This window comes from Mucilaginibacter flavus (assembly GCF_030409315.1).
GTDB lineage: Bacteria > Bacteroidota > Bacteroidia > Sphingobacteriales > Sphingobacteriaceae > Mucilaginibacter > Mucilaginibacter flavus.
The window spans coordinates 19,487-43,647 of sequence record NZ_JAUFPS010000039.1 but is presented as its reverse complement, the minus strand read 5'-3'; the positions used below and the strand labels follow the sequence as shown (position 1 = coordinate 43,647).

The 24,161-nt window shown below is 43.6% G+C and carries 19 protein-coding genes; 14 read left to right on the top strand and 5 right to left on the bottom strand.

Features of this window, described 5'->3' with window-relative positions:
• Positions 1–14 precede the first annotated feature (14 nt).
• Genes QWZ17_RS18530 through QWZ17_RS18515 form a run of 4 tightly spaced genes read left to right on the top strand, consistent with a single transcriptional unit; the run spans position 15 to position 3,299 of the window.
• Entirely contained in the window at positions 15–989 is a 975-nt protein-coding gene (locus QWZ17_RS18530; RefSeq protein WP_290306783.1) for a cation diffusion facilitator family transporter, read from the top strand.
• Positions 990–1,430, top strand: a complete 441-nt coding sequence (locus tag QWZ17_RS18525) for an NUDIX domain-containing protein (protein WP_290306782.1) — start codon at positions 990–992, stop codon at positions 1,428–1,430.
• Positions 1,427–2,692, top strand: coding sequence for an adenosylmethionine--8-amino-7-oxononanoate transaminase (gene bioA / locus QWZ17_RS18520; protein ID WP_290306781.1), 1,266 nt, complete (start codon positions 1,427–1,429; stop codon positions 2,690–2,692). Before QWZ17_RS18525 ends, bioA begins: the two co-directional genes overlap by 4 nt.
• A gap of 1 nt (position 2,693) precedes the next feature.
• Positions 2,694–3,299 (top strand): hypothetical protein, encoded by a 606-nt coding sequence (locus tag QWZ17_RS18515; protein ID WP_290306780.1) that lies wholly within the window; start codon positions 2,694–2,696, stop codon positions 3,297–3,299.
• Positions 3,300–3,396: 97 nt separating this feature from the next.
• On the opposite strand, the gene QWZ17_RS18510 is transcribed toward QWZ17_RS18515, so the two are convergent.
• The 4 genes from QWZ17_RS18510 to QWZ17_RS18495 all read right to left on the bottom strand — a co-directional run bounded on the left by QWZ17_RS18510 (position 3,397) and on the right by QWZ17_RS18495 (position 8,554).
• Positions 3,397–5,283 (bottom strand): LTA synthase family protein, encoded by a 1,887-nt coding sequence (locus QWZ17_RS18510; protein WP_290306779.1) that lies wholly within the window; start codon positions 5,281–5,283, stop codon positions 3,397–3,399.
• Between the two features lie 68 nt (positions 5,284–5,351).
• Positions 5,352–5,996, bottom strand: a complete 645-nt coding sequence (locus QWZ17_RS18505) for a hypothetical protein (RefSeq protein WP_290306778.1) — start codon at positions 5,994–5,996, stop codon at positions 5,352–5,354.
• Between the two features lie 76 nt (positions 5,997–6,072).
• On the bottom strand, positions 6,073–8,175 hold the full coding sequence (locus QWZ17_RS18500) for a ComEC/Rec2 family competence protein (protein WP_290306777.1): 2,103 nt from the start codon (positions 8,173–8,175) through the stop codon (positions 6,073–6,075).
• A gap of 43 nt (positions 8,176–8,218) precedes the next feature.
• The gene (locus tag QWZ17_RS18495) at positions 8,219–8,554 is read right to left on the bottom strand and encodes a MerR family transcriptional regulator (RefSeq protein WP_259087395.1); all 336 of its coding nucleotides are present in this window, start codon (positions 8,552–8,554) and stop codon (positions 8,219–8,221) included.
• A 412-nt stretch (positions 8,555–8,966) separates the two neighbouring features.
• Between QWZ17_RS18495 and alaS the strand changes: the two genes are divergently transcribed.
• From alaS to QWZ17_RS18450, 9 genes are all read left to right on the top strand, one after another.
• Positions 8,967–11,810, top strand: coding sequence for an alanine--tRNA ligase (gene alaS, locus QWZ17_RS18490; protein ID WP_290306776.1), 2,844 nt, complete (start codon positions 8,967–8,969; stop codon positions 11,808–11,810).
• A 330-nt stretch (positions 11,811–12,140) separates the two neighbouring features.
• The gene (locus QWZ17_RS18485; RefSeq protein WP_290306775.1) at positions 12,141–12,392 is read left to right on the top strand and encodes a hypothetical protein; all 252 of its coding nucleotides are present in this window, start codon (positions 12,141–12,143) and stop codon (positions 12,390–12,392) included.
• A gap of 327 nt (positions 12,393–12,719) precedes the next feature.
• Positions 12,720–14,189 (top strand): Asp-tRNA(Asn)/Glu-tRNA(Gln) amidotransferase subunit GatB, encoded by a 1,470-nt coding sequence (gatB, locus tag QWZ17_RS18480; RefSeq protein ID WP_290306774.1) that lies wholly within the window; start codon positions 12,720–12,722, stop codon positions 14,187–14,189.
• Between the two features lies 1 nt (position 14,190).
• A complete protein-coding gene (locus tag QWZ17_RS18475) occupies positions 14,191–15,342 on the top strand; it encodes a TlpA disulfide reductase family protein (protein ID WP_290306773.1) in 1,152 nt (383 codons plus the stop codon).
• A gap of 106 nt (positions 15,343–15,448) precedes the next feature.
• Entirely contained in the window at positions 15,449–16,138 is a 690-nt protein-coding gene (locus QWZ17_RS18470) for a response regulator transcription factor (RefSeq protein WP_290306772.1), read from the top strand.
• A 344-nt stretch (positions 16,139–16,482) separates the two neighbouring features.
• A complete protein-coding gene (locus QWZ17_RS18465) occupies positions 16,483–16,854 on the top strand; it encodes a hypothetical protein (RefSeq protein WP_290306771.1) in 372 nt (123 codons plus the stop codon).
• A 402-nt stretch (positions 16,855–17,256) separates the two neighbouring features.
• The gene (locus QWZ17_RS18460; RefSeq protein ID WP_290306770.1) at positions 17,257–19,593 is read left to right on the top strand and encodes a TonB-dependent receptor; all 2,337 of its coding nucleotides are present in this window, start codon (positions 17,257–17,259) and stop codon (positions 19,591–19,593) included.
• Between the two features lie 3 nt (positions 19,594–19,596).
• Positions 19,597–21,045 (top strand): PepSY domain-containing protein, encoded by a 1,449-nt coding sequence (locus QWZ17_RS18455; RefSeq protein WP_290306769.1) that lies wholly within the window; start codon positions 19,597–19,599, stop codon positions 21,043–21,045.
• 2 nt (positions 21,046–21,047) lie between these two features.
• The gene (locus tag QWZ17_RS18450) at positions 21,048–21,257 is read left to right on the top strand and encodes a heavy metal-binding domain-containing protein (RefSeq protein ID WP_290306768.1); all 210 of its coding nucleotides are present in this window, start codon (positions 21,048–21,050) and stop codon (positions 21,255–21,257) included.
• A 345-nt stretch (positions 21,258–21,602) separates the two neighbouring features.
• Here the strand turns inward: QWZ17_RS18450 and QWZ17_RS18445 are convergent, their stop codons facing one another.
• Entirely contained in the window at positions 21,603–22,145 is a 543-nt protein-coding gene (locus QWZ17_RS18445; protein ID WP_290306767.1) for a YceI family protein, read from the bottom strand.
• 184 nt (positions 22,146–22,329) lie between these two features.
• Between QWZ17_RS18445 and QWZ17_RS18440 the strand changes: the two genes are divergently transcribed.
• Positions 22,330–23,979, top strand: a complete 1,650-nt coding sequence (locus tag QWZ17_RS18440; RefSeq protein WP_290306766.1) for an FMN-binding glutamate synthase family protein — start codon at positions 22,330–22,332, stop codon at positions 23,977–23,979.
• Positions 23,980–24,161: the final 182 nt, after the last annotated feature.

Below are 24,161 nucleotides of genomic sequence, written 5' to 3'. Positions count from 1 at the left end.
TAATCCAGATTGCTTTGAAGGAACAAAAACGGATCATATTAATTTCGCTGATAACGGGCATAGTGTTGATGATGGCGAAGTTTGGGGCATACTTCATCACTTCATCTAATTTTGTACTTAGCGACGCCGCCGAAAGCATTGTAAACGTAATTGCCAGCTCCTTTGCTTTCTTTAGTATTTACCTTGCATCCCTACCGCGCGACGAGAACCATCCTTACGGACATGGTAAGGTTGAATTTTTCTCCGTTTTTATTGAGGGATCGCTTATTGGTATTGCCGGTATTATCATCATAGCCAAATCTGTACACAGCCTTTTTTACCCCGAACAAATTCACGACCTGCTTACCGGTGCCTTAATTATTGGCAGTACCGGTGCTATAAACGGCGCCCTTGGCTATTATATGATTCGTAAGGGAAAAGAGCTTCGTTCCATGACTTTAGACGCCGACGGGCACCATTTAATAGCCGATATGGTAACCAGCGCGGGCCTTGTTGCCGGTTTGTTGTTAATTCATTTTACGGCTATATTATGGTTAGATAGTGCCTTGTCAATATTAGTAGCAGGCTATTTAATTTATAGTAGCTATAAGTTGGTACGCCGTTCTGTTGCCGGTTTAATGGATGAGGCCGATACCGAGGTGGTTAACCAGGTGATTAAAGTTTTAAGCGATAAGCGACGCGAGGCCTGGATAGATGTACATAACCTGCGCGCTCAAAAATATGGCCATGAGCTACATATTGACTGCCATTTAACGTTGCCAAACTATTTCGACCTCAATAAAGTGCACACTGAGGTTTCGTTGGTTGATAAATTGATTAACGCCAACGTGGGCGTTAAAACAGAGCTTTTTATACACGCCGATCCTTGTTTACCCGATTGCTGTCACTACTGTAGTATGCGTGATTGCCCTATCCGCTCCGAAGCGCAAACAGAAACCATAGAGTGGACCATGGAAATGGTTGTACGCAACAAAAAACATTTTGAATAAATGGAATATTTTAATGTACGTGTTTACGGTCTGCTGCTAAATGATAACGACGAGTTGCTGATAAGCGATGAGCAGGAATACGGGATGCGGTTTACTAAATTTCCAGGCGGTGGCCTTGAATTAGGCGAAGGGCTTATTGACGGCCTTAAACGCGAATTTATGGAGGAGTGCGACGTTGAAATTGAAGTGGTAAACCATTTTTATACCACAGATTTTGTGGTGAAGTCGGCCTTTAACAATTCGCAGATTATTAGTGTTTATTACCTGGTGCGCAACATTACACCGGTTAACGTAACCATAAAAACCGTCCCTTTTGATTTTGATGGAGAAGGGGAAATACTTCAGGCTTTTAGATGGGTACCGATAACGGCTTTAAGTATTGCCGATTTTGAGTTCCCTACCGATAAGCGTGTTGTTGAACTATTATTAAACGAATTATGAGTTTACAGGAACGCGATTTAAAAGTAATATGGCATCCCTATACACAAATGAAAACCGCCGCGCCGCCTATCCCGATTGTAAGGGGCGAGGGAGCGTTACTGTTTGACGAAGCGGGCAAACAATATATCGATGCGGTATCAAGCTGGTGGGTAAATATACATGGCCACGCGCATCCCTATATAGCCCAAAAGGTAGCCGAGCAGCTTACCAAACTGGAGCACGTGATCTTCGCCGGTTTTACGCATGAAGGTGCTGTTGAACTGGCCGAACGTTTGTTAACGCATTTGCCTGATAATCAGCAAAAAGTATTTTACTCTGATAATGGCTCTACCGCTATTGAGGTAGCCATTAAAATGTGCCTGCAATACTGGTTAAACAAAGGTAACCAGCGCACTAAAATACTGGCTTTTAATAATGCGTACCATGGTGATACCTTTGGAGCCATGGCGGTTAGCGGGAGAAGCGCATTCACCAAAGCCTTTGATAGTTTATTATTTGAGGTAGAGTTTATTGATACCCCAAACAAGGATAATATCCAAAATCTCAAATCTCAAATCTCAAATCTCAAATCTGATCTCGCTTGTTTTGTTTTTGAGCCGCTGGTACAGGGATCTGCCGGGATGCTGATGTATGAAGCCGAATACCTGGATGAGTTAATGGCGCATTGCAAGCAGGAAGGTGTGCTGATGATAGATGATGAGATATTTACAGGCTTTGGGCGTACAGGTAAGGAGTTTGCCTGCAACCATGTGCAGGTGCAGCCAGATATCATGTGCTTTTCTAAAGGCCTAACAGGCGGGACTATGGCCCTGGGCGTTACTACCTGTACACAGGATATATACGATGCTTTTTTATCTGACGATAAGCTGAAAACACTGTTCCATGGGCATTCCTTTACTGCTAACCCTATAGCCTGCGCATCGGCATTGGCCAGTCTGGATTTGTTTGAGCGGGCAGAAACAGTGACCAATATAGAACGAATTGTTACTTTGCATGCTCAATTTGCCGAAAAAATAAAACATCACCCTAAAATAAAAACCATCAGGCAAACCGGTACTATTTTGGCAATGGAATGGGAAACCGGCGATAATACTTCTTATTTCAGTTCGCTACGCGATAAGTTGTACCAATACTTTTTGGCCCATGGTATTATTTTACGGCCTCTGGGAAACGTAATTTACATTTTACCCCCGTATTGCATTACTAATGATGAACTGGCTTATGTTTACAGCAAAATAGAACAGGCCCTACAAGAAATTTAACATGTCATTAAACACGCTTTTACCCCGCATAATTGCCGATAACCAATTGCACTCACGCTGGTTAAATACATTATCGCTAATGGAAAACACCGGTGCCCGTAAAATTTCGGCCTGCGAAGATCCGCAAACGGTAACCTATATTATATTGAAACATGCGGCCGAAGAGCATCGCCATGCCTTCTACCTCAAAAAGCAATTAGAAAAAACAGGGGTGGAGCTGCCAACTTACGCGGCCGAATACCTGCTGGCCCCGGGCTCAAGCAAATATTATTTGAATCAGCTGGATATTGATGTTTGCCGCTACCTTAAAACGGAACTAAACCTAAGCGGTGCCGAACTCCGTTTTGCGGCATACCTATTGGTTACCTACTCCATCGAAGTACGTGCCGACGAACTATACCCGATATATCAATCGGCCTTAGATGAAGCAGGCAGCAAGGTAAACGTAAAATCCATCATCCTGGAAGAGGAAGGTCACCTGGAAGAAATGCTAAACCAGCTCCACAAATTTTCGCCCGATTGGGAAAAACACGCCAACAAAGCAGTTGAGTTTGAAACCAGGCTGTTTAATATGTGGGTAGAGCAGTTGGGAAGTGCGTTGAATTAAGTTGCCTGAATCAGAATTTACAGAATTTTAAAATTTACAGAATTTCTTTTTTTATTCTGGTCATTCTAAAATTCTGTAAATTCTGATTCAAACAATATCAATGGTCATAACTCATATAATCCGTAAATACCTGCTGTAAAAAGGCTTTACCATACAATAGCGTTTTATCCGTAGTTTTAGCATCCGCGTTTTTGTTAGAGGTATAAATAATGCGCTGGCCCGAGTTATCGTAGCTTACTGCTTGCTGCGGGGTCATAAAACAAAAGCCGTTATCCCAGTTAAAAAAGGCAAAATCTTTACTGTTGGGATCAAGCAAATTTTTCGACCATTTGAATTGCTGGTGCGCGATGCCTAATTGCGAAAGCAAGGTGGCGGCGATATCTGTTTGTCCGCCTAATTTGCTGATCTTTTTACCACGATATTCCGGCTTAATTACATCGCCAAAAAACAACAGCGGGATGTGATACTTTTTAGGATTATAAGCTTCTGAAATAAAGTGTGGCAGGCGGTGACCGTGATCGGCAACTAAAATGAACAGGGTGTTTTTATACCAGGCTTGCTTTTTAGCTTGCTCAAAGTAGGCGTTAAGGCAGGAATCGGTAAAGTAGGCTGTGCTCCTGAATTTGTTGCTGGCATCACCGGCGGCATCATCCTCTGGGAAATGCCCTTTTACAGGTAGCACAAAAGGCTCGTGATTGGTTGATGTTTGCATGTACGAGAAAAATGGCTGCTTTTGCTGCTGCATGGATTGAATCTGCCTGCTAAAAAGCACATCATCAAACACGCCCCATTGGGTTTTTACCAGGCTTTTATCAAAAGCGGCCTCATCGGTAATATGATCAATGTCATGGCTTTTCATAAATACATCAAAATGCATGTAATTGCTTTTGCCACCATAAAAGTAACTGGTTTGATAGCCCGCGTTTTTAAGCGCCACGGCAATGGCAGGGAGTCTTTTTTGTTTTACGGTATCGGCAACAATGGTACGCACCGCCTGTGCCGGGAAGCCGCTCATGATGGATATGATACCCTTGTCCGTTCTATCGGCAGATGAATAAATATTGTTGAACAGGACGCCGTTTTTGATAAACTTTTCAAAGTTGGGTGCCACACCCGCATCGCCGCCGAGGGATTGGATCACGTCGGCTGTATAGCTTTCTATCTGGATGAGCACCACGTTGGGTCTGTCGGTAGTCAGGATTTTTAAACTGCTATCGGGTTTGGTAGTGTAAGCCTCCTGCACTAATTGCGATGCGCCGGATGGCTCCATAAACAGGAAGGGGTTATAGGGCCTCCGGAAATTTTCAACCACGTTATTGAACAGGTTCCACTCGGTATTAAGTGCCGACTGGTTCAAAAATTCATGGTCCGAAAAATAGGCCGAGTTCTGACTCACCGGATCGGGCTGTAAGCCGCCCCGCATCAGCACAAAATTAAAAAACAGCAATAGCAGAATAGTTACCGCTTTAACGCGCGGATTAACGGCCGGCTTCTTAAAATCATAATTGATAATCCAATTAGATAAAACCACACCCAGCGTTATCAATATCAACACAATAATTACACAACGGGTAACCGGCGATGAACCGCTGGAAGCCATAGCCTCTGAAGGAGCGTCGTACAAGGATTTAAATACCCTGTACACCACTTTGGTACCCCACTCGCGAAAGATGTTAAAATTAAGGCCTGTATCTACAGCAATAAGTAGCAAGCAAAACCAAACGTAAAGCTTAAGCCAGATGGGTTTAATATGAAAATTAGGGAACCACCAGCCTGTAACAAATACCAAAAGTGGCAGGGCGCTGATATAGGCTGTTGCAGATGCATCCAGCCGAAGGCCGTAATAAAAGGTTTGGATGATTTCGCTAAAGCTGGCAACCTTTAGTTTGGGCAGAAAATATAACTCAAATGTTAGCCTGGTTATTGCGAAAAACAACATCCAGAACAAGAAGAATTTGAGCAAACTGAAAAGGTTTCTTAGCATACGGGGCGGTAAAAATAATAATTAACCCCAATGTTAAGAAACCTTTAGTAAATTGTTAATGAATGGGCTTATCGGCCACCGCGCATTGCTTTCAAATCATCCATAGTGATTTTTTCAAAATCAGATGGGATGCCGAAGGTGCCCGCAGGTACTTTTTGCTCGGTTACGGCTTTAACGGTAACCTCGGTTGATTGTCCTTGTGCAAATGAAGTATACTGAACCGGGAAACCGCCAATACCCTGGTAATATTTAGCTACACCGGCTAAAGGCACCTCAATATCATTGGTGATCCAGATATCGTAAGTTTTTTTAGTTTTTGAATCGGTAGCAACTACTTTTTTGCAATTAAAGCCATTGATCACTTTAGTTTCGGTGCCAGGGGCAAAAGTAAGCGTTGGCAATGCCGCCATTGCCTGCTCAATATCATCCGGACTTGCAACCGCTGCTTTTTTAATGTTGGCAACAGGTACATCAACCAAAATTACCATGGAGGTAGCGGCAGCGTTGGTTAAAATTTTGATGTTGGCTGGTCCGTTTGAGAAAGCGAAAGCGTTTGAATCGGCCCTGAAATAGCTTTTCGCGTTAACTTGCTGACCCATCATGCTTGTTGTAAAATCTACAACACCTTCAGCGTATTTTTTTTGCGCGTTTGCACTTAATGTAGTTGCAGTAAGGGCTAAACCCAGGGCAACATTGAATAATTTAATCTTCATAGTTTTAATTTGTTGTACCAAATTACTTGTTTTTTAATTTACAGACAAGTTTGTTGGCTGTTAGTTTAATGTTGTGTTAATTAGATACTGTTGTAAGGGAAATGTTACGTTTTAATATTTTATAATTTGTATGCAAGCTTTTGGCCTCGGCTTCAAGTTTTGCTATGGTTTGCCTGCTGTTGCTGCCTGCGATTACAAGCATTTGATAGTCATAGCTTTTGTTAATAATCTGCAAACTGGTATGCGGGTTATCGGTAATGTATAAGTAGTCGGTTTTTATAACTTTGGGTAGCGGCTGATTTTGTAATTGCTTATCAAATATAATTATCCTTTTATCAAAAAACTGTATCAAAGCGCCTTGTTTTTTAAAAAAAGATAGAGCGAAATTTTGGTTGGGATTGATGTGTTTTACCTGTGCCACCTGCATACTATCCAGGCAGGGCTGTACGGAGTAACTGTAATTTCGATCGGTATCGGCAAGGTTGGTAAGCACCACAGCGGTATTGCCGTTTTTGAAAACTATGCCTGTGTTTTTGCGCAGGTTTAAAAAGGTAATGTCATTGGTGTTTTGCTGCCGGTATCTTTTTAAGCTGATGCTGATACAAAACAAAAGCAGGCTAAGCATGCATAGCCAAATGAGCCATTTCTTTTTATCGTACAAGAAGTAAAACAGGCCAATGATAATGATATACAGCAATAAATATTCTGGAAGGTTGAGCCATATTTTATTGATACTTGCAAATGGCACGTGTTCAATAAAAGCCAACGCCTTATTCATGAGCAGGATGCTTTGCTCCAAGACCCAAGCCAGTCCGGTTGATACAAGTGGCACCCATGAAAAAGCCAAATAGGCAATCCCGCTGTACATGATAATTAGCGTTGGGATGGTAATAAGCAGGTTACTCAGCAAAAAATAAACCGGGAACTGGTGAAAATACCAGGCACTTAAAGGAAAAGTAATTACCTGCGCTGCTATAGATACCGAGCAGGCAGCCCATAGTTTATCAACCCATTTATTTTTAACGGTGATCCATTGATAAACCACCGGCTGCAAAACCAATAGACCCGCAACTGCAAGGTAGGAGAGTTGAAAACCTACATCGGTTATAAAAAACGGGTTATACAGCAAAAGTAAAAATGCCGAAAGCGCCAGCAGGTTAAGCATATTGATATGCCGGGCATAAGTTTTGCCCATGATAACCATACTGATCATCACTGCCGCGCGGCAAACCGCCGGCGAAAAGCCGCTTAGCATGGCATAATACCAAATAAGCGTAATAATAATTGCCGCTTTAATAAGCCTGCCATACTTATACCGGTTTAAAAAGCCCAGCATCCATTGCAGTAACACATAGATAATAGCCACATGCGCACCCGAGACAGATAGCACATGGATGGTACCCGTTTTAGAGTAGGCCTGCAAAATATCATTACTTAAATCGGCCTTGTAACCTAAAATGAGGGTTGATGCTACCGCGATGGCGCCGGCATTGTGCATCTGGCTTTTAAACCTATTCACCATCTGCTGCCTTAACCGCAAGGAGAAAGCGATGAGCGCATTACCCATATTATGCCCTAAAACCCGGTACATGCCCGGATACAAAAATGCCTGGTAATGAATATTCTGGTGAGCCAGGTATTTTTTATAGTTAAACTCGGCGGGGTTAAAAGGAGCATCGATGCTGTTATACTTAGCCGGGATCATCAGCAAATCGCCATATTGCAATGCCGAAGCCGCGCTATCTTTGATGGTGATGAGCAGGTTGCCGCTGACAAGTGTAGCCTGTTTATTATTGATGCTTTGCTGTGCCGATGCTGTAAACCTGATCAACCCGTTTTTTAATTGTGGTTCATTATTGATCTTAACCGTTAAATATTGGGCTTGTGAGCGGGAGAAATGGTCATGATGATTTAATTCATCGTAACTAATAGCGCTGATGATGCCCGCTGTTAACAATATAACAGTCATGAGCAAGCCGCCCAGCCAGCGTATTTTATAAATGCCTAAGCGCTGGTAAGTAAAATTGAGCAGGATAAATGCCACTGCTAAGCCGCCAAAAGCTCCCCACAGTAAAGGCAGAGATGCAGCACTAATGCACCCGATACCTAAAAAGATACCCAGCAAAAACGGAAGCAGCAATACAACAAAAGGGATCTCGCCTTTATGGTTCGCGATCATTTATTTTGATAGAAAGCAATAAAGATATGTTTTAGGCGGATACCTACAACTGATCCCGTACTTCTAACAGGAATTTTTTGATGTTTTCGAGCGAATCGATCACGCGCTGGTTTTCGCGGGTATCGGCCATATTGGTTTTCAGGTGATCTTTAGCACCATTAAGCGTATAGCCTTTATCACGAATGAGGTGGAAGATGATCTTGAAATTTTCAATATCCTCCGGAGTAAAATAGCGGTTGCCTTTTTTATTTTTTTTAGGCTGCAGCACATCAAACTCCTTTTCATAAAAACGGATAAGCGATTGATTCACATCAAACATGGCCGATACCTCGCCCATAGTATAATACATCTTGCTTATTTCGCGGTCTTTATAAGGCATATGCAAAGATATCTTTTTGATTTCGGATTTGGGATTTTCGATTTGGGATTTTTTTTCAATGTAGAGATGCATTATTGGGTGTCCCGCGTGCAAATCCTCCAAACAGGCCAGCGCTTTGTTGGTGTTGTTACCAACAAAATTCGATATGAAAAAAGTCCGGGTGTTTACGAAATACCACTTTCCTTTCGACAGTCGTAGCCCCAGCGCTTTGTTGGTGTTGTCACCAACAAAACTCGATATGGAAAAAAGTATTGGTGATACGAAATGCTATTTTCTATTTGACAATCTTTGGCTTGTTGGTGACAACACCAACAAGGGGCTAATTGAATTAGATTCTGTTAATTCTTTAATTCTGAAAATTCTGATTCAGACAAACTTTCCGACTTCCCGACTAATAATTACATTTGCACCCATGACAGCTACCGAAATACGCCAGGCTTTTCTTGATTTTTTTGTTTCAAAGGGACATACCATCGTTCCTTCGGCACCAATTGTTGTTAAAAACGATCCAACCCTGATGTTTACCAACGCGGGGATGAACCAGTTTAAAGATATATTTTTAGGCGAAGCACCTGCAAAAGCCAGTCGCGTGGCCGATACCCAACGCTGCCTGCGTGTAAGCGGTAAGCATAACGATTTGGAAGAAGTAGGTATCGACACCTATCACCACACCATGTTTGAAATGCTGGGCAACTGGAGCTTTGGCGATTACTTTAAAAAAGAAGCCATTGCCTGGAGCTGGGAGCTGTTAACCGAAGTTTATAAGTTACCCAAAGACCGCCTGTACGTTACCTATTTTGAAGGCGACGAAAAAGAAGGTCTTGAAAAAGATACCGAAACTTTCGAACTGTGGAAACAGTACGTAGACGAAGCTCATATACTGCCCGGGAATAAAAAAGACAATTTTTGGGAAATGGGTGAAACCGGTCCCTGCGGGCCGTGTTCGGAGATTCATTTTGATAGTCGCCCGGATAATGAGCGTGCCGAAGTTAGCGGCGCAACGCTGGTAAACGCCGATCACGACCAGGTGATAGAGATCTGGAACAACGTATTTATGCAGTTTAACCGCTTAAAAGGCGGCGCTTTGCAATCGTTGCCAGCTAAACACGTGGATACGGGCATGGGTTTTGAACGTTTGGTACGTGTGCTGCAAGGCAAAACATCCAATTATGACAGCGACGTTTTTCAGCCGATGATCCAGTTCATTGCTGAGAAAAGCGGTAAAAAATATAACAGCGCCGCCAAACCCGGCGATGCCGATTGGAACGAGGCCGTGGCCATGCGTGTATTGGCAGATCATATCCGTGCCATCAGCTTCGCTATTGCCGATGGACAGCTGCCTGCAAGTAATAAAGCAGGTTACGTGATCCGCAGAATCTTACGCCGGGCTGTGCGTTACAGCTACCAGACTTTAGGCTTTAAAGAGCCTTTCTTTAACCAGTTGGTGCCTTTATTGGCCGAGCAGTTTAAAGGCGTGTTTGATAACCTTTACAGTCAGAAAGATTTTGTTCAGAAGGTGATTTTGGAGGAAGAGGTTTCTTTCTTGAGGACGTTAGAAAAAGGAATTAAGCTTTTTGAACTTAGGACATGGCGTATAAAAGAGGCTAAAAAACAATTTGAGCAATTTAAAGGATATGCTGCTTTTGACAAAGGCCAGTTTGTAGATAGTACAATGGGCTTTTTTGAGAATGATTATTATATTGATGGTCAGAGGCCATACAGTGATGGGGAGCTTAATTCATTTGAGGAGGCATTAAAAAATACCGTTACTGTAGATAAAGCTTTCGACTACGCAAATGATTTTGTTACGGTAATTAACGGTCGCTTTGCATTTGAATTATCGGATACCTACGGATTTCCTTTTGATTTAACCGAGTTGATGGCGAAAGAAAACGGATTGACTGTTGACTTAGATGGTTTTGAAAAAGCACTGCAAGAACAAAAAACTCGTTCCCGTGCAGCTGGCGCAATTGACACCGGCGATTGGATCACCCTCAAAGACGAAGAAACCTCCATCTTCACCGGCTACGATGAAACCGAAACTATTGCTCACGTTGTAAAATACCGCAAGGTAACGGCTAAGGGTAAAGAGCAATACCAGATTGTATTGGATAAAACTCCTTTCTACGCCGAAAGCGGTGGCCAGGTAGGGGATAAAGGTGAATTGGTTTTTCCGGATGGTACCATCATTTTAGTTACCGATACCAAGAAAGAGAATGGCTTAACCGTTCATTTTGTTGATAAACTGCCGGAAGATATTGAGGATGCTTTAACCGCCATTGTTGATCCTGCCTTGCGCGGGCAAACCAATGCTAATCACTCGGCCACGCACCTGTTGCATGCCGCTATGAAGCAGGTATTAGGCAGTCACGTAAATCAAAAAGGCTCGTTGGTGAACGACCAGTATTTGAGGTTCGATTTTTCGCACTTCGCCAAAGTGACCGACGAGGAACTGGCACAGATAGAAGCCATTGTAAATCAAAAGGTACGTCAGAATATTCCGTTGAAAGAAGAGCGCAGCGTACTATATGCCGAGGCCATAACCAGCGGCGTTACCGCCCTGTTTGGTGAAAAGTACGGCGAATACGTTCGCGTAATCACTTTTGATGATGAATTTAGCAAGGAGCTTTGCGGTGGTACACACGTGCAGGCAACCGGTCAAATCGGTTTCTTCAAAATTATTGCCGAAAGCGCTGTAGCCGCGGGTGTACGCCGTATTGAGGCCATCACCGGCGTCGCTGCCGAAATGTACATCAATGCCCAAACCGCATTGGTTAACCAACTAAAAGACTTGCTAAAAAATCCTAAAGACCTTTCAAAAAGCGTTGAAAGCTTACTGGATGAAAATAGCAAGCTGAAGAAAGAGATCGAGAAATCGATCCTCGAAAAATCATCAGGCTTAAAAAATGAACTGGCTCAAAAAGTGGAAGCTATTAACGGCGTCAATTTTATTGCCCAAAAAGTAGCCCTGCCCAACGCCGAAGCCATCAAAAACCTGGCCTACCAGCTTAAAGATATTGTAAGTGATCTGTTCCTGGTATTGGTTGCCGATTTTGACGGCAAACCCAGCATCACCGTAATGATTGCCGAAAACCTGGTGAAAGAAAAAGGCCTGCATGCCGGTAACATCATTAAAGAATTAGCCAAAGAAGTAAAAGGCGGCGGCGGCGGTCAGCCATTTTTCGCGACTGCCGGTGGTAGTGATGTAAGCGGTTTGGATAATGTACTGGTAAAAGCGAAGAGTTTTGTAGCATAAATAATTACCAGACTTACGAAGTTTTCAAAACTTCGTAAGTCTTTCGTATTTTGGATAGCCCCCAAAAAAACGACGTCATCCTGAACTCGTTTCAGGAACCCACTTGCTAAGTCTACAGCATATTGGCGACCCATCCTGTGGGGTGCCGAAACAAGTTCGGCATGACTTAATACTGAAAAGCTTATCTCAATAGGTTGGCTGAATACTCGTGACGCGGCACAACACCCAACGTTACTTTGTAGAAACTAAAACATCGGCCCGCTCATTCGCCGCGGGAAGGGCTTGTTCTTTTTCTTGAAAAAAAGAACCAAGACCGAGCATAGCGAGATAATGAACACCAATAAAAATAAATTACTGGTGAATAATTCAAGTCACCAGAAATGCTTCTTTGCCGCACAGGCCTTTGCCCTGCAAAACGGCCAAAACCTGGGCTGGGATTATTTTGCCCTCGCGCGCTTTGTCCCTACCGCAAAAACTCCCTATGCCCTGCCAACGCACAGCCCCGCATCGTTTTGCCCGTTTTCACCCGAAGCTGTTCTGCCGACACTTTTGGGAAGGCGAGAGCATTCTGATAAATTGTAGTTAAAATCCTGTAATCCTTTAATCTGATAAATCCCGGTTCAGACAACATTCTGCCAATTCTAAAATTCTGGAAATTCTGATTCAGACAACCCGCGTTAGGGATAGAAGTGGATACCGGCCAACGAGCGTAATGCCTGCAGGCGTATGAACGGATAGCCCGGCCGCAGGCAACGCCATGGATACTAACTACTTGATACTGCTAATCCCTACCAAACACATGTACATTATATTTTTTCCGCTGGTTTGCAAACCAAAACTTAGCCATAGTGTATTAACTTTTATATATTTGACCTTACAATCGGTAAATTATAGCCGCATTCTATTTTTATGACAGTTCTCGCAAACGAGGTAGTTGAAAAGTATCAATTGGTTGTAGGCCTTGAGGTACATGCCCAGCTATCCACTTCCAGTAAGGTATTCTCGGCAGATTCTGCTGCTTTTGGTGCCGAACCTAACCAGCACGTAAGCGCAATTTCGTTGGGGCATCCCGGCACTTTGCCTTTTTTAAATAAAAAAGCGGTTGAATATGCCGTAAAAATGGGGCTGGCCTGTAATTGCAGTATCAATCTTAATAATAGTTTTGCCCGTAAAAATTATTTCTACGCCGATTTGCCTAAAGGCTACCAGATTACGCAGGATCATGCTCCCATTTGCCTGGGCGGATATGTACCTGTAAAACTGGCTGATGGTACCTCAAAAAATATAGCCATACACCACATTCACATGGAAGAGGATGCCGGCAAAAGCATGCACGACCAGCACCATGCCGATTCACTCATCGACCTGAACCGTGCCGGTGTGCCCTTATTAGAGATTGTTACCCAGCCCGAAATGCACAGCGCCGAGGAGGCCGGTCAGTTTTTGACCGAAACCCGCCGTATTTTGCGTTACCTTGATATTTGCGATGGCAACATGGAAGAAGGTAGCATGCGCTGCGACGCTAATATTTCTATCAGGTTAAAAGGTGCTACCACCTTTGGTAACCGTTGCGAAGTTAAAAACCTAAACTCTATCCGTAACGTGCAGCGCGCCATTGAGCATGAGTTTGCCCGCCAGGTAGAGATCATTGAAGCCGGTGGTCATATAGATCAAAACACGCTGAACTTTAATGCCGATACCGGCGAAACATCGGTACTGCGCTCCAAAGAAATGGCTAACGATTACCGCTATTTCCCCGAGCCGGATTTGATGCCGCTGATGCTTACCGAGCAATACGTAAACGATATTCGCGAGCGATTGCCTGTTTTACCAGCCCAGCTGCAACAAAAATATGTGACAGAATTGGGGCTATCGGCCTATGATGCATCGGTTATTACTGCCGATAGAGACGTTGCACACTATTTTGAAGAACTGATAAAAGCCACCGATCACTACAAAGCAGCCGCTAACTGGCTGATGGGGGCTGTAAAATCATACCTTAATGATCATAACCAAAGCATTGGTAACTTTGCTGTTACCCCGGCCAACCTTGCCGGCCTCATCAAACTAATTGACGCAGGGGTGATAAATAATTCTGTAGCTTCGCACAAGTTATTCCCGGCTATGGTGAAAGAACCCGGCAAAAATGCCGAGAATTTAGCCAAAGAGCTTAACCTGTTAATCAGCGCGGATAATGATGATGTAAGCCAGTTTATAAAGGCGGCCATTGCCAAATTCCCGGATAAGGTGAAGGAATACCAGAAAGGTAAAAAAGGCGTTTTAGGCCTGTTTATGGGCGAGATTATGAAAACCTCAAAAGGGAAAATTGATCCGCAGAAAACAAACCAGTTATTGATCAAGGAATTAGAATCAAAGTAGAATGAAATTAAAGAATCTGGCAGTTTACAGTTTACTGCTTTTAAGCGCGTTTTTATATTCATGTAAAGATAGTTCGCAGTTTACCATTAACGGTGCCATTAAAAACCCGGGCAGTATTAAGCTGGTTTATTTAATAGAGGCCGATAGCAACCAGGTAAAAGTGGTTGACTCTACCACACTGAGCGAAAATGGCAAGTTTCAGTTTAAACATGTTGCGCCATACGCCAACTTGTATAAATTGCGTATTGGCACTACCGGTAGCGGCGATCCATCTGCCGCGGCTAATAACGTTTACGACCTGATAGCCAAAAACGGAGATGATATTGATTTTGAAACCGATAACAATGATGTAAGCCATAGCTACACCATTAAAGGGTCTGACGATTCGGACAAGATCAAGGAGTTTAACAAGATCAGTAATTTTTACGGCGAAAAAAATTCAAAGCTGGTTGCCGAGTACCAGGAAAAATCTCAAAAACTGGGCAAACAATCAGACTCTTTGCTGAAGATATACATGCCTGTGTTTCAGAAAAACCTTGCCGATTATGGTGCCGCGGTTTTAAAGTTTGTTAACGATAACAAAACATCACTGGCTGGTTTTTACGCTGCTACATCATTAGATGTTTACAAATTTGAACCTCAGTTGGTAGCTTATGCCGATGATATTAAAGGCAACTTCACCGATAACCCTGGTGTAAAAACATTTGTTAAACAAATGGAAAAAATTAAACCGGTATCTATTGGCCACAAAGCGCCCGATTTTACAATTACCGGCATTGATGGTAAGCAGATTAAATTAGCTGATTATAAAGGCAAGTACGTGATGCTTGATTTTTGGGCTTCATGGTGCGCGCCTTGCCGCCAGGAAAATCCTAATGTGGTTAAGCAATACGCAGCCTTCAACTCAAAAGGATTTAATATTTTAGGTATCTCTTTAGATAAAGATAAAGCAGCATGGCAAAAAGCCATCAATGATGATAAACTGGTATGGCAACACGGATCTGACCTGAACAGCTTTGAGGGACCCACAGAAAGGCTTTATAACATTGAAGCTATCCCATCAAATTTCATCATTGATCCGGCAGGAAATATCATTGCCAAAAACATTACCGGTGCAGATTTGGAAGCTTTTTTAACCAAAACGTTCAAATAGGTTCAATTTATCGTTAACATAAAGTAACCTTTAACAATTTGTTAATATTGAGGTAACTTTAATCTTTTGTAAAGTGTATACTTTTATACAAAAAAATTAACGCATCATGAGCACTTCTCCGAAACAGAAAATTCTTATTGTTGATGATGAACCGGATATTTTAGAGTTGATTGAATACAACCTTAAAAAAGAAGGCTACCAGGTGTTTTTGGCCCGTAACGGCCAGGAAGCCGTAGCCGAAGCCAAGAAGTCACTACCCGATCTTATTGTACTTGACATTATGATGCCTAAAATGGATGGCATCGAGGCCTGCCGTATTATGCGCACCATGCCCGAGTTTAAAAATACCTTTATGGTGTTTTTAACCGCCCGCAGCGAAGAGTACTCAGAGATAGCCGGCTTTAACGTTGGTGCCGACGATTATATAGCTAAACCAATTAAGCCACGTGCCCTGGTAAGCCGTATAAATGCCATTTTACGCCGCAACGCCCCTGCCGAAGATACCCCGGATAACAAACTGGAAATTGGCGATCTGGTTATTGACCGCGAAGCTTACCTGGTTTACCAAAAAGGCATTAAAATAGTATTGGCCAAAAAGGAATTTGAATTGCTATACCTGCTGGCTTCAAAACCAGGCAAGGTATACACCCGCGAAGTGATCCTGAAAAACATTTGGGAAGACTCTGTAGTGGTAACCAACCGCACCATTGATGTACACATTCGTAAACTACGCGAAAAGCTTGGCGACGATGTTGTAGCTACCGTTAAAGGGGTTGGTTATAAGTTTGAGGGCTAAGAGGCCCCCTCCGTTCCCTAAAGGGGATACTTTTGATTAAGATATTTGAAATCCCGGTTTTCTTTTGGAAACCGGGATTTTTTTTGGGGTGCAGATGACTGACGTAGAAGACTCACCCCGACATCGCTGCGCTCGTCACCCCTCTCTCCGCTTCGCGCATAGAGGGGAAAGAACGTTTTTGTTTTTTTAAACCCTCTTTGCGGCTTTAGCCGGAGAGAGGGTGGTCCAGCGAAGCGTAGACCGGGTGAGTCGTACCTGCGTTCAATAGCTACAAGATAACCTGCGGAGTACTATCTAAAAATACAATTGCTTCTTAACCCTGCAGCGTTTACCTTTGCCGCATTATGCTGCAACGTGTAACAGCCTATTTATTGATCTTTTCGCTGGTATCAGTTAATTTTTCGCGCTTTTTTGTATACGCGGGATTTGAACTGAACAGGAATTACATTGTGACCAAACTTTGCGAAAACCGGGACAAGCCGGCCGTGCATTGCGATGGTAAATGTTATTTTGCGAAAAAGGTAAAACAGGCTGATGACAAGCAGGCCAGCGACGAAAGGCAGTCGCAAAAGAGCCTCTTTCAGGAAGTGTTTGTAATCAGCTCTACTGATTTTACATTTCACACCAGCCTGTTGCAAGTAATTTCAACCCCTTATGATAGCAGCCTGCCACCAACCCCGGCCGCTGTGATCTTCCAGCCTCCCCAATTAGGATAATATTCCCTTTTTTATTTTCCCGGAAAGAACAGATGTGCAGATTTCAAATTTCAGATGTGCAGATGATGGATTGATTTGAAAATTTGAGAATTTGAAGATTTGAAAATGATTAAATCAAATTAGCCATTTAGGATTCTGCTAATTCTTAAATTCTGAAAATTCTGATTCAGACAAAATTCTGATTCAGACCGTGTGGTCATCTTGTCCGTTAGTTAACGGATCAGGATTCCACAGGACAGGTAAACTGCGTGCGGTATACTCAGCATATGGGGTGCCGAAAAAAGTTCGGCATGACGTTCCTTGAGAAACGTATTGCAAACCGACAACATCCACAAATCTCTCCCCGGGAAACCGAATCCACAAATATTATCCACCGGGATTTATATCCCGTAAGCATTTTACATGAAAAAACTTTTTAGTCTATCTATATTATTTATTGTCTTTTTATCCCGGGCCTATAGCCAAACCAACGTAATAGTAACCGATGCCAATACTCACGAAGCCATTGCAGGCGCTATGATTGGTAATGCCAGTGATGGCGGTAAAATAGGGACTACCAACGCCAAAGGGAGGTACACCATCACTCAGCAAAACATTGCCCAGGTAAAGGTGAGCATGGTTGGCTATACCACGCAAACCATTAACATCAATGGCTCAAAGGCCGATGTAGCTTTAACGCCCTCGACGTTGGATTTGCAGCCTGTGGTGGTAACCGCCAGCAGGGAAGGGCAGGCCCGTCAGGACGCGCCAATCGCCATCAGCAAAATTAACTCTACCCAAATTAAGGATACCAAGGCCACCGCCATTTACCAGCTATTGAACAAGGTAAACGGCGTATACGCGGTAGATTTAGGGAACGAGCAACATACCATGGCCATCCGCCAGCCTATTACATACAACGCTTTGTACTTGTATATGGAGGATGGATTGCCTATCAGGCCTACTGGGATCTTTAATCATAATTCCTTGTACGAGATCAATATGTCGGGCGTAAAGGATATCGAGGTAATTAAAGGTCCGGCTTCATCACTTTATGGGAGTAACTCCATCGGCGGAGCCATAAACTTCATTACCCAGGGACCGCCATCGGGCTATGCAGGCAACGTTTCTATACAGGGCGATAACTATCACTACCGCCGTGTTGATGCCGATGGTGGTTTTACCCAGGGCAAATTCGGTTTATATATTGGCGGCTATATAGCCCGTCAGCGCGATGGCTGGCAGGACTATTCGGACTTTAATAAATACTCGGCCAATTTTAAAACCACTTATGATTTTAACGCTAAAACCCGTTTAACTACATCGGCGGCTTATAATAACCTAAACACGCAAACGCCGGGCAGTTTGGATAGTGCCGGTTTTTATAGTCGTAATTATGGCGCTAACCAGCGATTTACTTATCGTAAGGTAGAATCATTCAGGGCAAGCACCCGTTTAGATCATCAATGGGATGATAACAATGCCACCTTTGTAACGCTGTATTTTAGGCATAACTCTACTGCCCAATTGCCAAGCTATTATATATCAGATGTAAGGGATAATGCCGGCAATTACCTGAGCAGCAACGGGCAGGTGAATGATCAGCGTTTTCAAAGTTATGGCTTGCTGGCCCAGCACCGGGTTAATTTTAATTTCTTGAGCTCCAGGTTGATAGGAGGGGTTTATGTAGATGATAGTCCGAGTTCATATTATGCCCAATATTTGGATATTGATAAAGATGTGCAGAATAACTACTACACGGGCTTTACTAACACAGGTAAGTATATTGATGATTACAAAATCAAACTATTCAATACCGCGGCTTACGTTCAGTATGAAATTAAACCAACCGAAGCCCTGCGCATAGTTGGCGGTTTACGCTACGATAGGGTACATTATGATTTTACCAACGGTTTACCGGCCGGCCAAACCAAATACAAACAGCAGGAAACCAACAATTTCAATATTGTGGCCCCAAAATTAGGTTTAACCTATGATTTTGGAAACAACAAAGGTTTTTATGCAAATTATAGTGTAGGTTTCCAGCCACCAGAAACCGGCGATCTTTACAGCGCAAGGCAGCTTACCCCGTTAAAACAAGCCACGTTTGATAATTACGAAGTTGGTGGCTGGTTTACCGCTTTTGATAAAAAGTTAAGGCTTGAGGTGAGTTTATACGATTTGGAGGGCCATAACGAAATTATTAACCAGCTACTACCCGATAATACCACCCAAAACCAAAACGCTGGTGCAACACGCCACCGTGGCGTGGAGTACGCTTTAACATTGGCACCGGTGCAGGAGTTAAGTTTCAGGTTTAGTGGTACCAATGCAAGGCATACTTATGTAAACTATAGCGAAGTAGTGGCAAATTATAGCACAGGCACCAATACCGTTATTAATTACGATGGCAAGCGCATGAACAATGCCCCCGCCTGGATAGCTAACTCCGAGTTGACCTATAAACCGCTGTACCTGCCAGGCTTCAGGATCGCGGGTGAATGGCAGCACATTAATCAATACTACACCAACCCGGCCAATACCAAAACTTATAGCGGTTATAATATTTATAACCTGCGTGTAGGTTACAACGCGTTGAGCAGCACTTTAAAAGGCATGGGTATTTGGTTTAATGTGTTAAATTTAACCAATAAGCTGTATGCCACCACCGTAACCAGCAACCAGTATGGCGATACGTATAATGCCGCCGCGCCGCGTACCTACACATTGGGAATCAGTTATTCATTTTCAAAATATTGATCAATGGCATCATCAGCATTAAAAAGTAACTTTTATAAATGGCATCGTGTATTGGGGTTAATAGCCCTGATACCGGTAATATTCTGGACGCTGAGCGGCTTGTTTCACCCGTTTATGTCCAACTGGTTCAGGCCATCTATAGCGCAGGAGGTGTTTAAACCTCTTGCGCAAAGTAAAATGAAACCTGCATTGAGTATTCAGCAGGTATTGGATAAAAACCAGGTTACCGCCATCAGGAATTTTAACCTGGTGAACTTTAAAAAGGGAACCTTTTACCAGGTGTTAGGTACCGATAGCGTTTACAAATACTACTCGGCGACCGACGCGGTTTTACTTCCGCATGGCGATACCGAGTACGCCGAATACCTGGCCCGCTATTTTACGCAGGATAGCACATCGGCAGTAAAAAGCATCACACTGCAAACCGGCTTTGATGGGCAATATCAGCCCATCAACCATCTGTTGCCGGTATGGAAGGTAGCTTTCAACCGGCCCGACGGGATGGACATTTACGTAGAAACCGGTCAAAGCCGCATGGCCACTTTTAACAACAATACCCGCAAGGCTTTCCTGTGGATGTTTGCGCAGTTCCATACCTGGCAGTTTTTGGCCGATATTGGCGGCGATACCTTTCGCAACGTGTTACTGGTGATCATCATGGCAGTGATGCTGTTCGCGCTCATCAGTGGTTTAACGGTTTATGGTTTAATGTGGCAAAAGTTTAAAACCATCAAACAAAACCGCAAAATTAAAGGCACGCAGGACAAGCGTTTTGTACACCGCTTTCACCGGCAGATAGGCCTCATTGTATCTTTTGTGATGTTTACGTTTGTGATCAGCGGGTTATTTCACCTGGTGGTAAAGCTTCATAATGATGCTCCTGTTAAGGCCGATTACGCGCAGGTAATCAAACGCGCGGATTTAACCATATCCAACCTTTCGCTGCCTGTTGTCGATAGCCTGATCCATAGAATAGGGGTAGTCAACTTCGGGAACAAAACATTTTACCAGGTTACTGATGATAAAAAACAGGTAGCTTACATCAACACCCAAACCGGTAAGGAGCAAACCAACGCCGATGAGGACTACGCCCGTTTTTTAGCTACTTATTATCACCCTAAATTAGAGGCCGGCAAGTTTTATGGTAGGGTTAAGGTAGATCAGATCCGCCAGTTTGATAACGATTATGGGTTTAACAACAAGCGTTTGCCGGTAGATAGGGTGAGTTATCCCAACGGCGAGAACTGGTACATTGAAACCGCTACATCAAAATTATCGGCCAAAATTGCCAATATTGATAGGGCCGAGGGTTTATCCTTTATTTTTCTGCACAAATACTTCGGCATGAGCTGGGCCGGGAAAGATATCCGCGATTTGGTAAGTATGTTGGCCGCATTAGGCGTGCTGGTTGTATCTTTGTTTGGATTTGCATCCTTTATAAAAAATAAATAAACATGAAAAGATCCCTGGTGATATTGGTTTTAGCCGTTTTAAGTTTAAGTGCCGTTACTGCCTGCAATAGCAACACTACCAAAACCGAAGTTGTAAAAAAGAAAAGTAAATACATGTGCACCATGCACCCCGACCTGAGTTTCGACAAGCCCGGCACCTGCTCAAAATGCGGTATGGAGTTGGTAGAAAGGGATACTACGGCAAAGAAGTAGTTTTGTGGACTGTGGGATTATTGGACTTTGAGACTTTTGGACAAAGGATTTTTGGACAAAGGAGCAAGGACAAAAAGCTTGGCCTTGTGCGAATCCCCTCTTGAGAGGGGCGGAGGGGTGTGTTCATCGCCAGGCAATTGAACGCTGCAGAACACACCCCTGCTACCGCTCAAATCCAACCCGCCCCCTCTCAAGAGGGGAATTTTACTAAACACAAAAAAGCCATCCCAAGGGATGGCTTTTTTGTGTTTTTCGCTTTGCTGTTTTCAATAATGCCGTGCTGTTACGTATACTTAACAACAGCGGCATTTTAATTATTAAAACACAGCAACAGCATTCAAACAATTAAGCTTGTTTAGTAAACTGAACGTTGATTAACAGTTTAATGTCTTCGCCTACTACGATAGAACCTGCTTCGGTAACACCATCCCAGGTTAAACCAAACTCTTTACGGTTAATTTTACCGCTGATTTCGAAACCTGCTTTAGTTTGACCATAAAAATCGGCAGCCGAACCACCAAACTCAACGTCAAGCGTTACCGGTTTAGTTACGTCTTTTATAGTTAAATCGCCTTTTAATGCATACTCTTCGTCGCCGGTTTTGGTGAATGAGCTTGATTTAAAGCTGATTTGTGGGTATTGTGCAGCGTCAAAAAACTCTGCAGATTTTAAGTGCTCGTCGCGTTGTGACTGATTGGTGTCAATGCTATCGATATCTAAAGTGAAGTCGATCTCTGCATTTTCAAAATCATCGTTATCAGTTACCAACTCACCGGCAAAGCTTTTGAAAAAGCCGCTCACGGTTGAAATAACCAGGTGTTTTACTTTAAATTGTACTTCTGAGTGCATTGGGTCAATAACCCATTTTGTTGCTGTTTCTGTTGACATGATTTTTTTATTTTTTTTGTTGATACAAAGGTAATACAAAAATAGATGTTTAAACATCTATTTTATTTTAATTACAATCCGCAGACATTGAGTTACAAGTTTAACTATACACTTGCGCAAATGTTTAGCCAATACGTTACTTTTATAAAATATAACAGGCGGTTTAAACCAATTTAACAATGCCATGAGAAAACTCTTCATTATTTCCTTCTTCATCATCTTCGCGGCACTTACAGCATGGGTTGTTATATGGCCACCGGCTATCTGGGCCTTTTTTATTATGGTACCTATATACGCGCTTGGCTTTTATGACCTGGTGCAAAAAAAGCATAGTATTGTGCGCAACTTCCCGGTGTTTGGTCACCTGCGTTTTTTAATGGAAGATCTTCGCCCTAAAATTTACCAGTATTTTGTAGAGAGCGATACCAACGGCACACCCTTTAACCGCCAAAACCGCAGCGTGGTTTACCAGCGCGCCAAAATGGTTGATGATACCCGCCCCTTTGGTACCGAACTGGATGTTTACGATAATGGTTACGAATGGCTTAATCACAGCATATCGGCCATCGATCACCATAAATTGGATATGAACCCGAGGGTAAAAGTTGGCGGTCCGGATTGTACGCAGCCATATATGGCCAGCGTTTTTAATATTTCGGCCATGAGCTTTGGCTCGTTAAGCGAGAACGCCATATTGGCCTTAAATGGCGGTGCCAAACTGGATAACTTTGCCCACAATACCGGCGAAGGTGGCTTGAGCGATCATCACCTGCAACCCGGCGGTGATATCATTTGGCAAATAGGTACCGGCTATTTTAGCTGCCGCCATAAAGATGGTACTATTGACTATGATGCCTTTGCCGAGCGTGCCGTAAAGCCGCAGGTAAAAATGATCGAGATCAAGCTTTCGCAGGGAGCCAAGCCTGGTCATGGTGGTATTTTACCAGCCGCCAAGGTAACGCCCGAGATTGCCCGCATCCGTTTGGTAGAGATGGGGCAGGATGTTGTTTCGCCGCCATACCATACCGCTTTTAGTGATCCTATAGGGTTAACCACTTTCATCAAAAAACTACGCGAACTATCGGGCGGTAAACCTATCGGTTTTAAACTATGTGTGGGCCATAAGAGCGAGTTCTTAGCCATTTGCAAGGCCATGGTTAAAACGGGCATTTATCCTGATTTTATTACTGTTGATGGGGGAGAAGGCGGCACAGGCGCGGCTCCGCTGGAGTTCTCCAACTCGGTGGGCATGCCGCTGCGCGAAGCATTGGCTTTTGTGTACGATGCGCTAACCGGTTTTGATATTAAAAAACACATCAAGCTCATTGCCTCGGGTAAGGTAGCCACGGGGTTCGACCTGGTGAAGAACTTCGCCCTCGGTGCCGATATGTGCAACAGCGCCCGTGGTATGATGTTCGCCCTGGGCTGTATACAGGCTTTAGAGTGCAATACCAATACCTGCCCAACCGGTGTAGCCACGCAGGATAAAGACCTGATGCGCGGCCTGGTGGTCGACGATAAAAAGGTACGTGTAGCTAACTTTCATAAAGCAACGGTAGGCAGCGCCATCCAAATGATTGGTGCCGCCGGCCTCACCAAACCCTGCGATCTGCACCGCATGTTTATTTACCGCCGCATAAACCACAGCCAGATCCAAACCTACGGCGAACTGTTCCCCTACATCCCTAAAGGCAGTCTGCTTAAAACGCCATACCCGGCAACGTTTGAGTTAGATATGGCCCTAAGCAGCGAGAATACTTTTATACCGGATTATACGGTGGTTACTAATGTGGATTATAGTAATGTGAGTTCGTATTCAGTAGCAAGTAGTTAGTGGGAGTATCAAGTAGTTAGTATCAAGTATCAAGACATTTCGCGTTATAGCGAACGAAAAGGCGAGGGTGTGTGCGAATCCCCTCTTGAGAGGGGCGGAGGGGGGTGTTGTGCATGCGGCAGAACGCTGGCTAAACACACCCCTGCCATCGCTCATTCCAGCGCGCCCCCTCTCAAGAGGGG

Excerpts from the sequence above, each read along its gene's own strand:
- QWZ17_RS18495 (WP_259087395.1), bottom strand. The coding sequence starts at position 8,554 with ATGCCTTATAAAGACCGCGAAATAAGCAAGATGTATTATACTATGGGC.
- QWZ17_RS18465 (WP_290306771.1), top strand. The coding sequence starts at position 16,483 with ATGCTGCAACGTGTAACAGCCTATTTATTGATCTTTTCGCTGGTATCA.
- QWZ17_RS18525 (WP_290306782.1), top strand. The coding sequence starts at position 990 with ATGGAATATTTTAATGTACGTGTTTACGGTCTGCTGCTAAATGATAAC.
- QWZ17_RS18500 (WP_290306777.1), bottom strand. The coding sequence starts at position 8,175 with ATGATCGCGAACCATAAAGGCGAGATCCCTTTTGTTGTATTGCTGCTT.
- QWZ17_RS18485 (WP_290306775.1), top strand. The coding sequence starts at position 12,141 with ATGAACACCAATAAAAATAAATTACTGGTGAATAATTCAAGTCACCAG.
- QWZ17_RS18460 (WP_290306770.1), top strand. The coding sequence starts at position 17,257 with ATGAAAAAACTTTTTAGTCTATCTATATTATTTATTGTCTTTTTATCC.
- QWZ17_RS18450 (WP_290306768.1), top strand. The coding sequence starts at position 21,048 with ATGAAAAGATCCCTGGTGATATTGGTTTTAGCCGTTTTAAGTTTAAGT.
- QWZ17_RS18440 (WP_290306766.1), top strand. The coding sequence starts at position 22,330 with ATGAGAAAACTCTTCATTATTTCCTTCTTCATCATCTTCGCGGCACTT.
- QWZ17_RS18470 (WP_290306772.1), top strand. The coding sequence starts at position 15,449 with ATGAGCACTTCTCCGAAACAGAAAATTCTTATTGTTGATGATGAACCG.
- QWZ17_RS18475 (WP_290306773.1), top strand. The coding sequence starts at position 14,191 with ATGAAATTAAAGAATCTGGCAGTTTACAGTTTACTGCTTTTAAGCGCG.
- bioA (WP_290306781.1), top strand. The coding sequence starts at position 1,427 with ATGAGTTTACAGGAACGCGATTTAAAAGTAATATGGCATCCCTATACA.
- QWZ17_RS18455 (WP_290306769.1), top strand. The coding sequence starts at position 19,597 with ATGGCATCATCAGCATTAAAAAGTAACTTTTATAAATGGCATCGTGTA.
- QWZ17_RS18505 (WP_290306778.1), bottom strand. The coding sequence starts at position 5,996 with ATGAAGATTAAATTATTCAATGTTGCCCTGGGTTTAGCCCTTACTGCA.
- QWZ17_RS18445 (WP_290306767.1), bottom strand. The coding sequence starts at position 22,145 with ATGTCAACAGAAACAGCAACAAAATGGGTTATTGACCCAATGCACTCA.
- alaS (WP_290306776.1), top strand. The coding sequence starts at position 8,967 with ATGACAGCTACCGAAATACGCCAGGCTTTTCTTGATTTTTTTGTTTCA.
- QWZ17_RS18510 (WP_290306779.1), bottom strand. The coding sequence starts at position 5,283 with ATGCTAAGAAACCTTTTCAGTTTGCTCAAATTCTTCTTGTTCTGGATG.
- gatB (WP_290306774.1), top strand. The coding sequence starts at position 12,720 with ATGACAGTTCTCGCAAACGAGGTAGTTGAAAAGTATCAATTGGTTGTA.
- QWZ17_RS18515 (WP_290306780.1), top strand. The coding sequence starts at position 2,694 with ATGTCATTAAACACGCTTTTACCCCGCATAATTGCCGATAACCAATTG.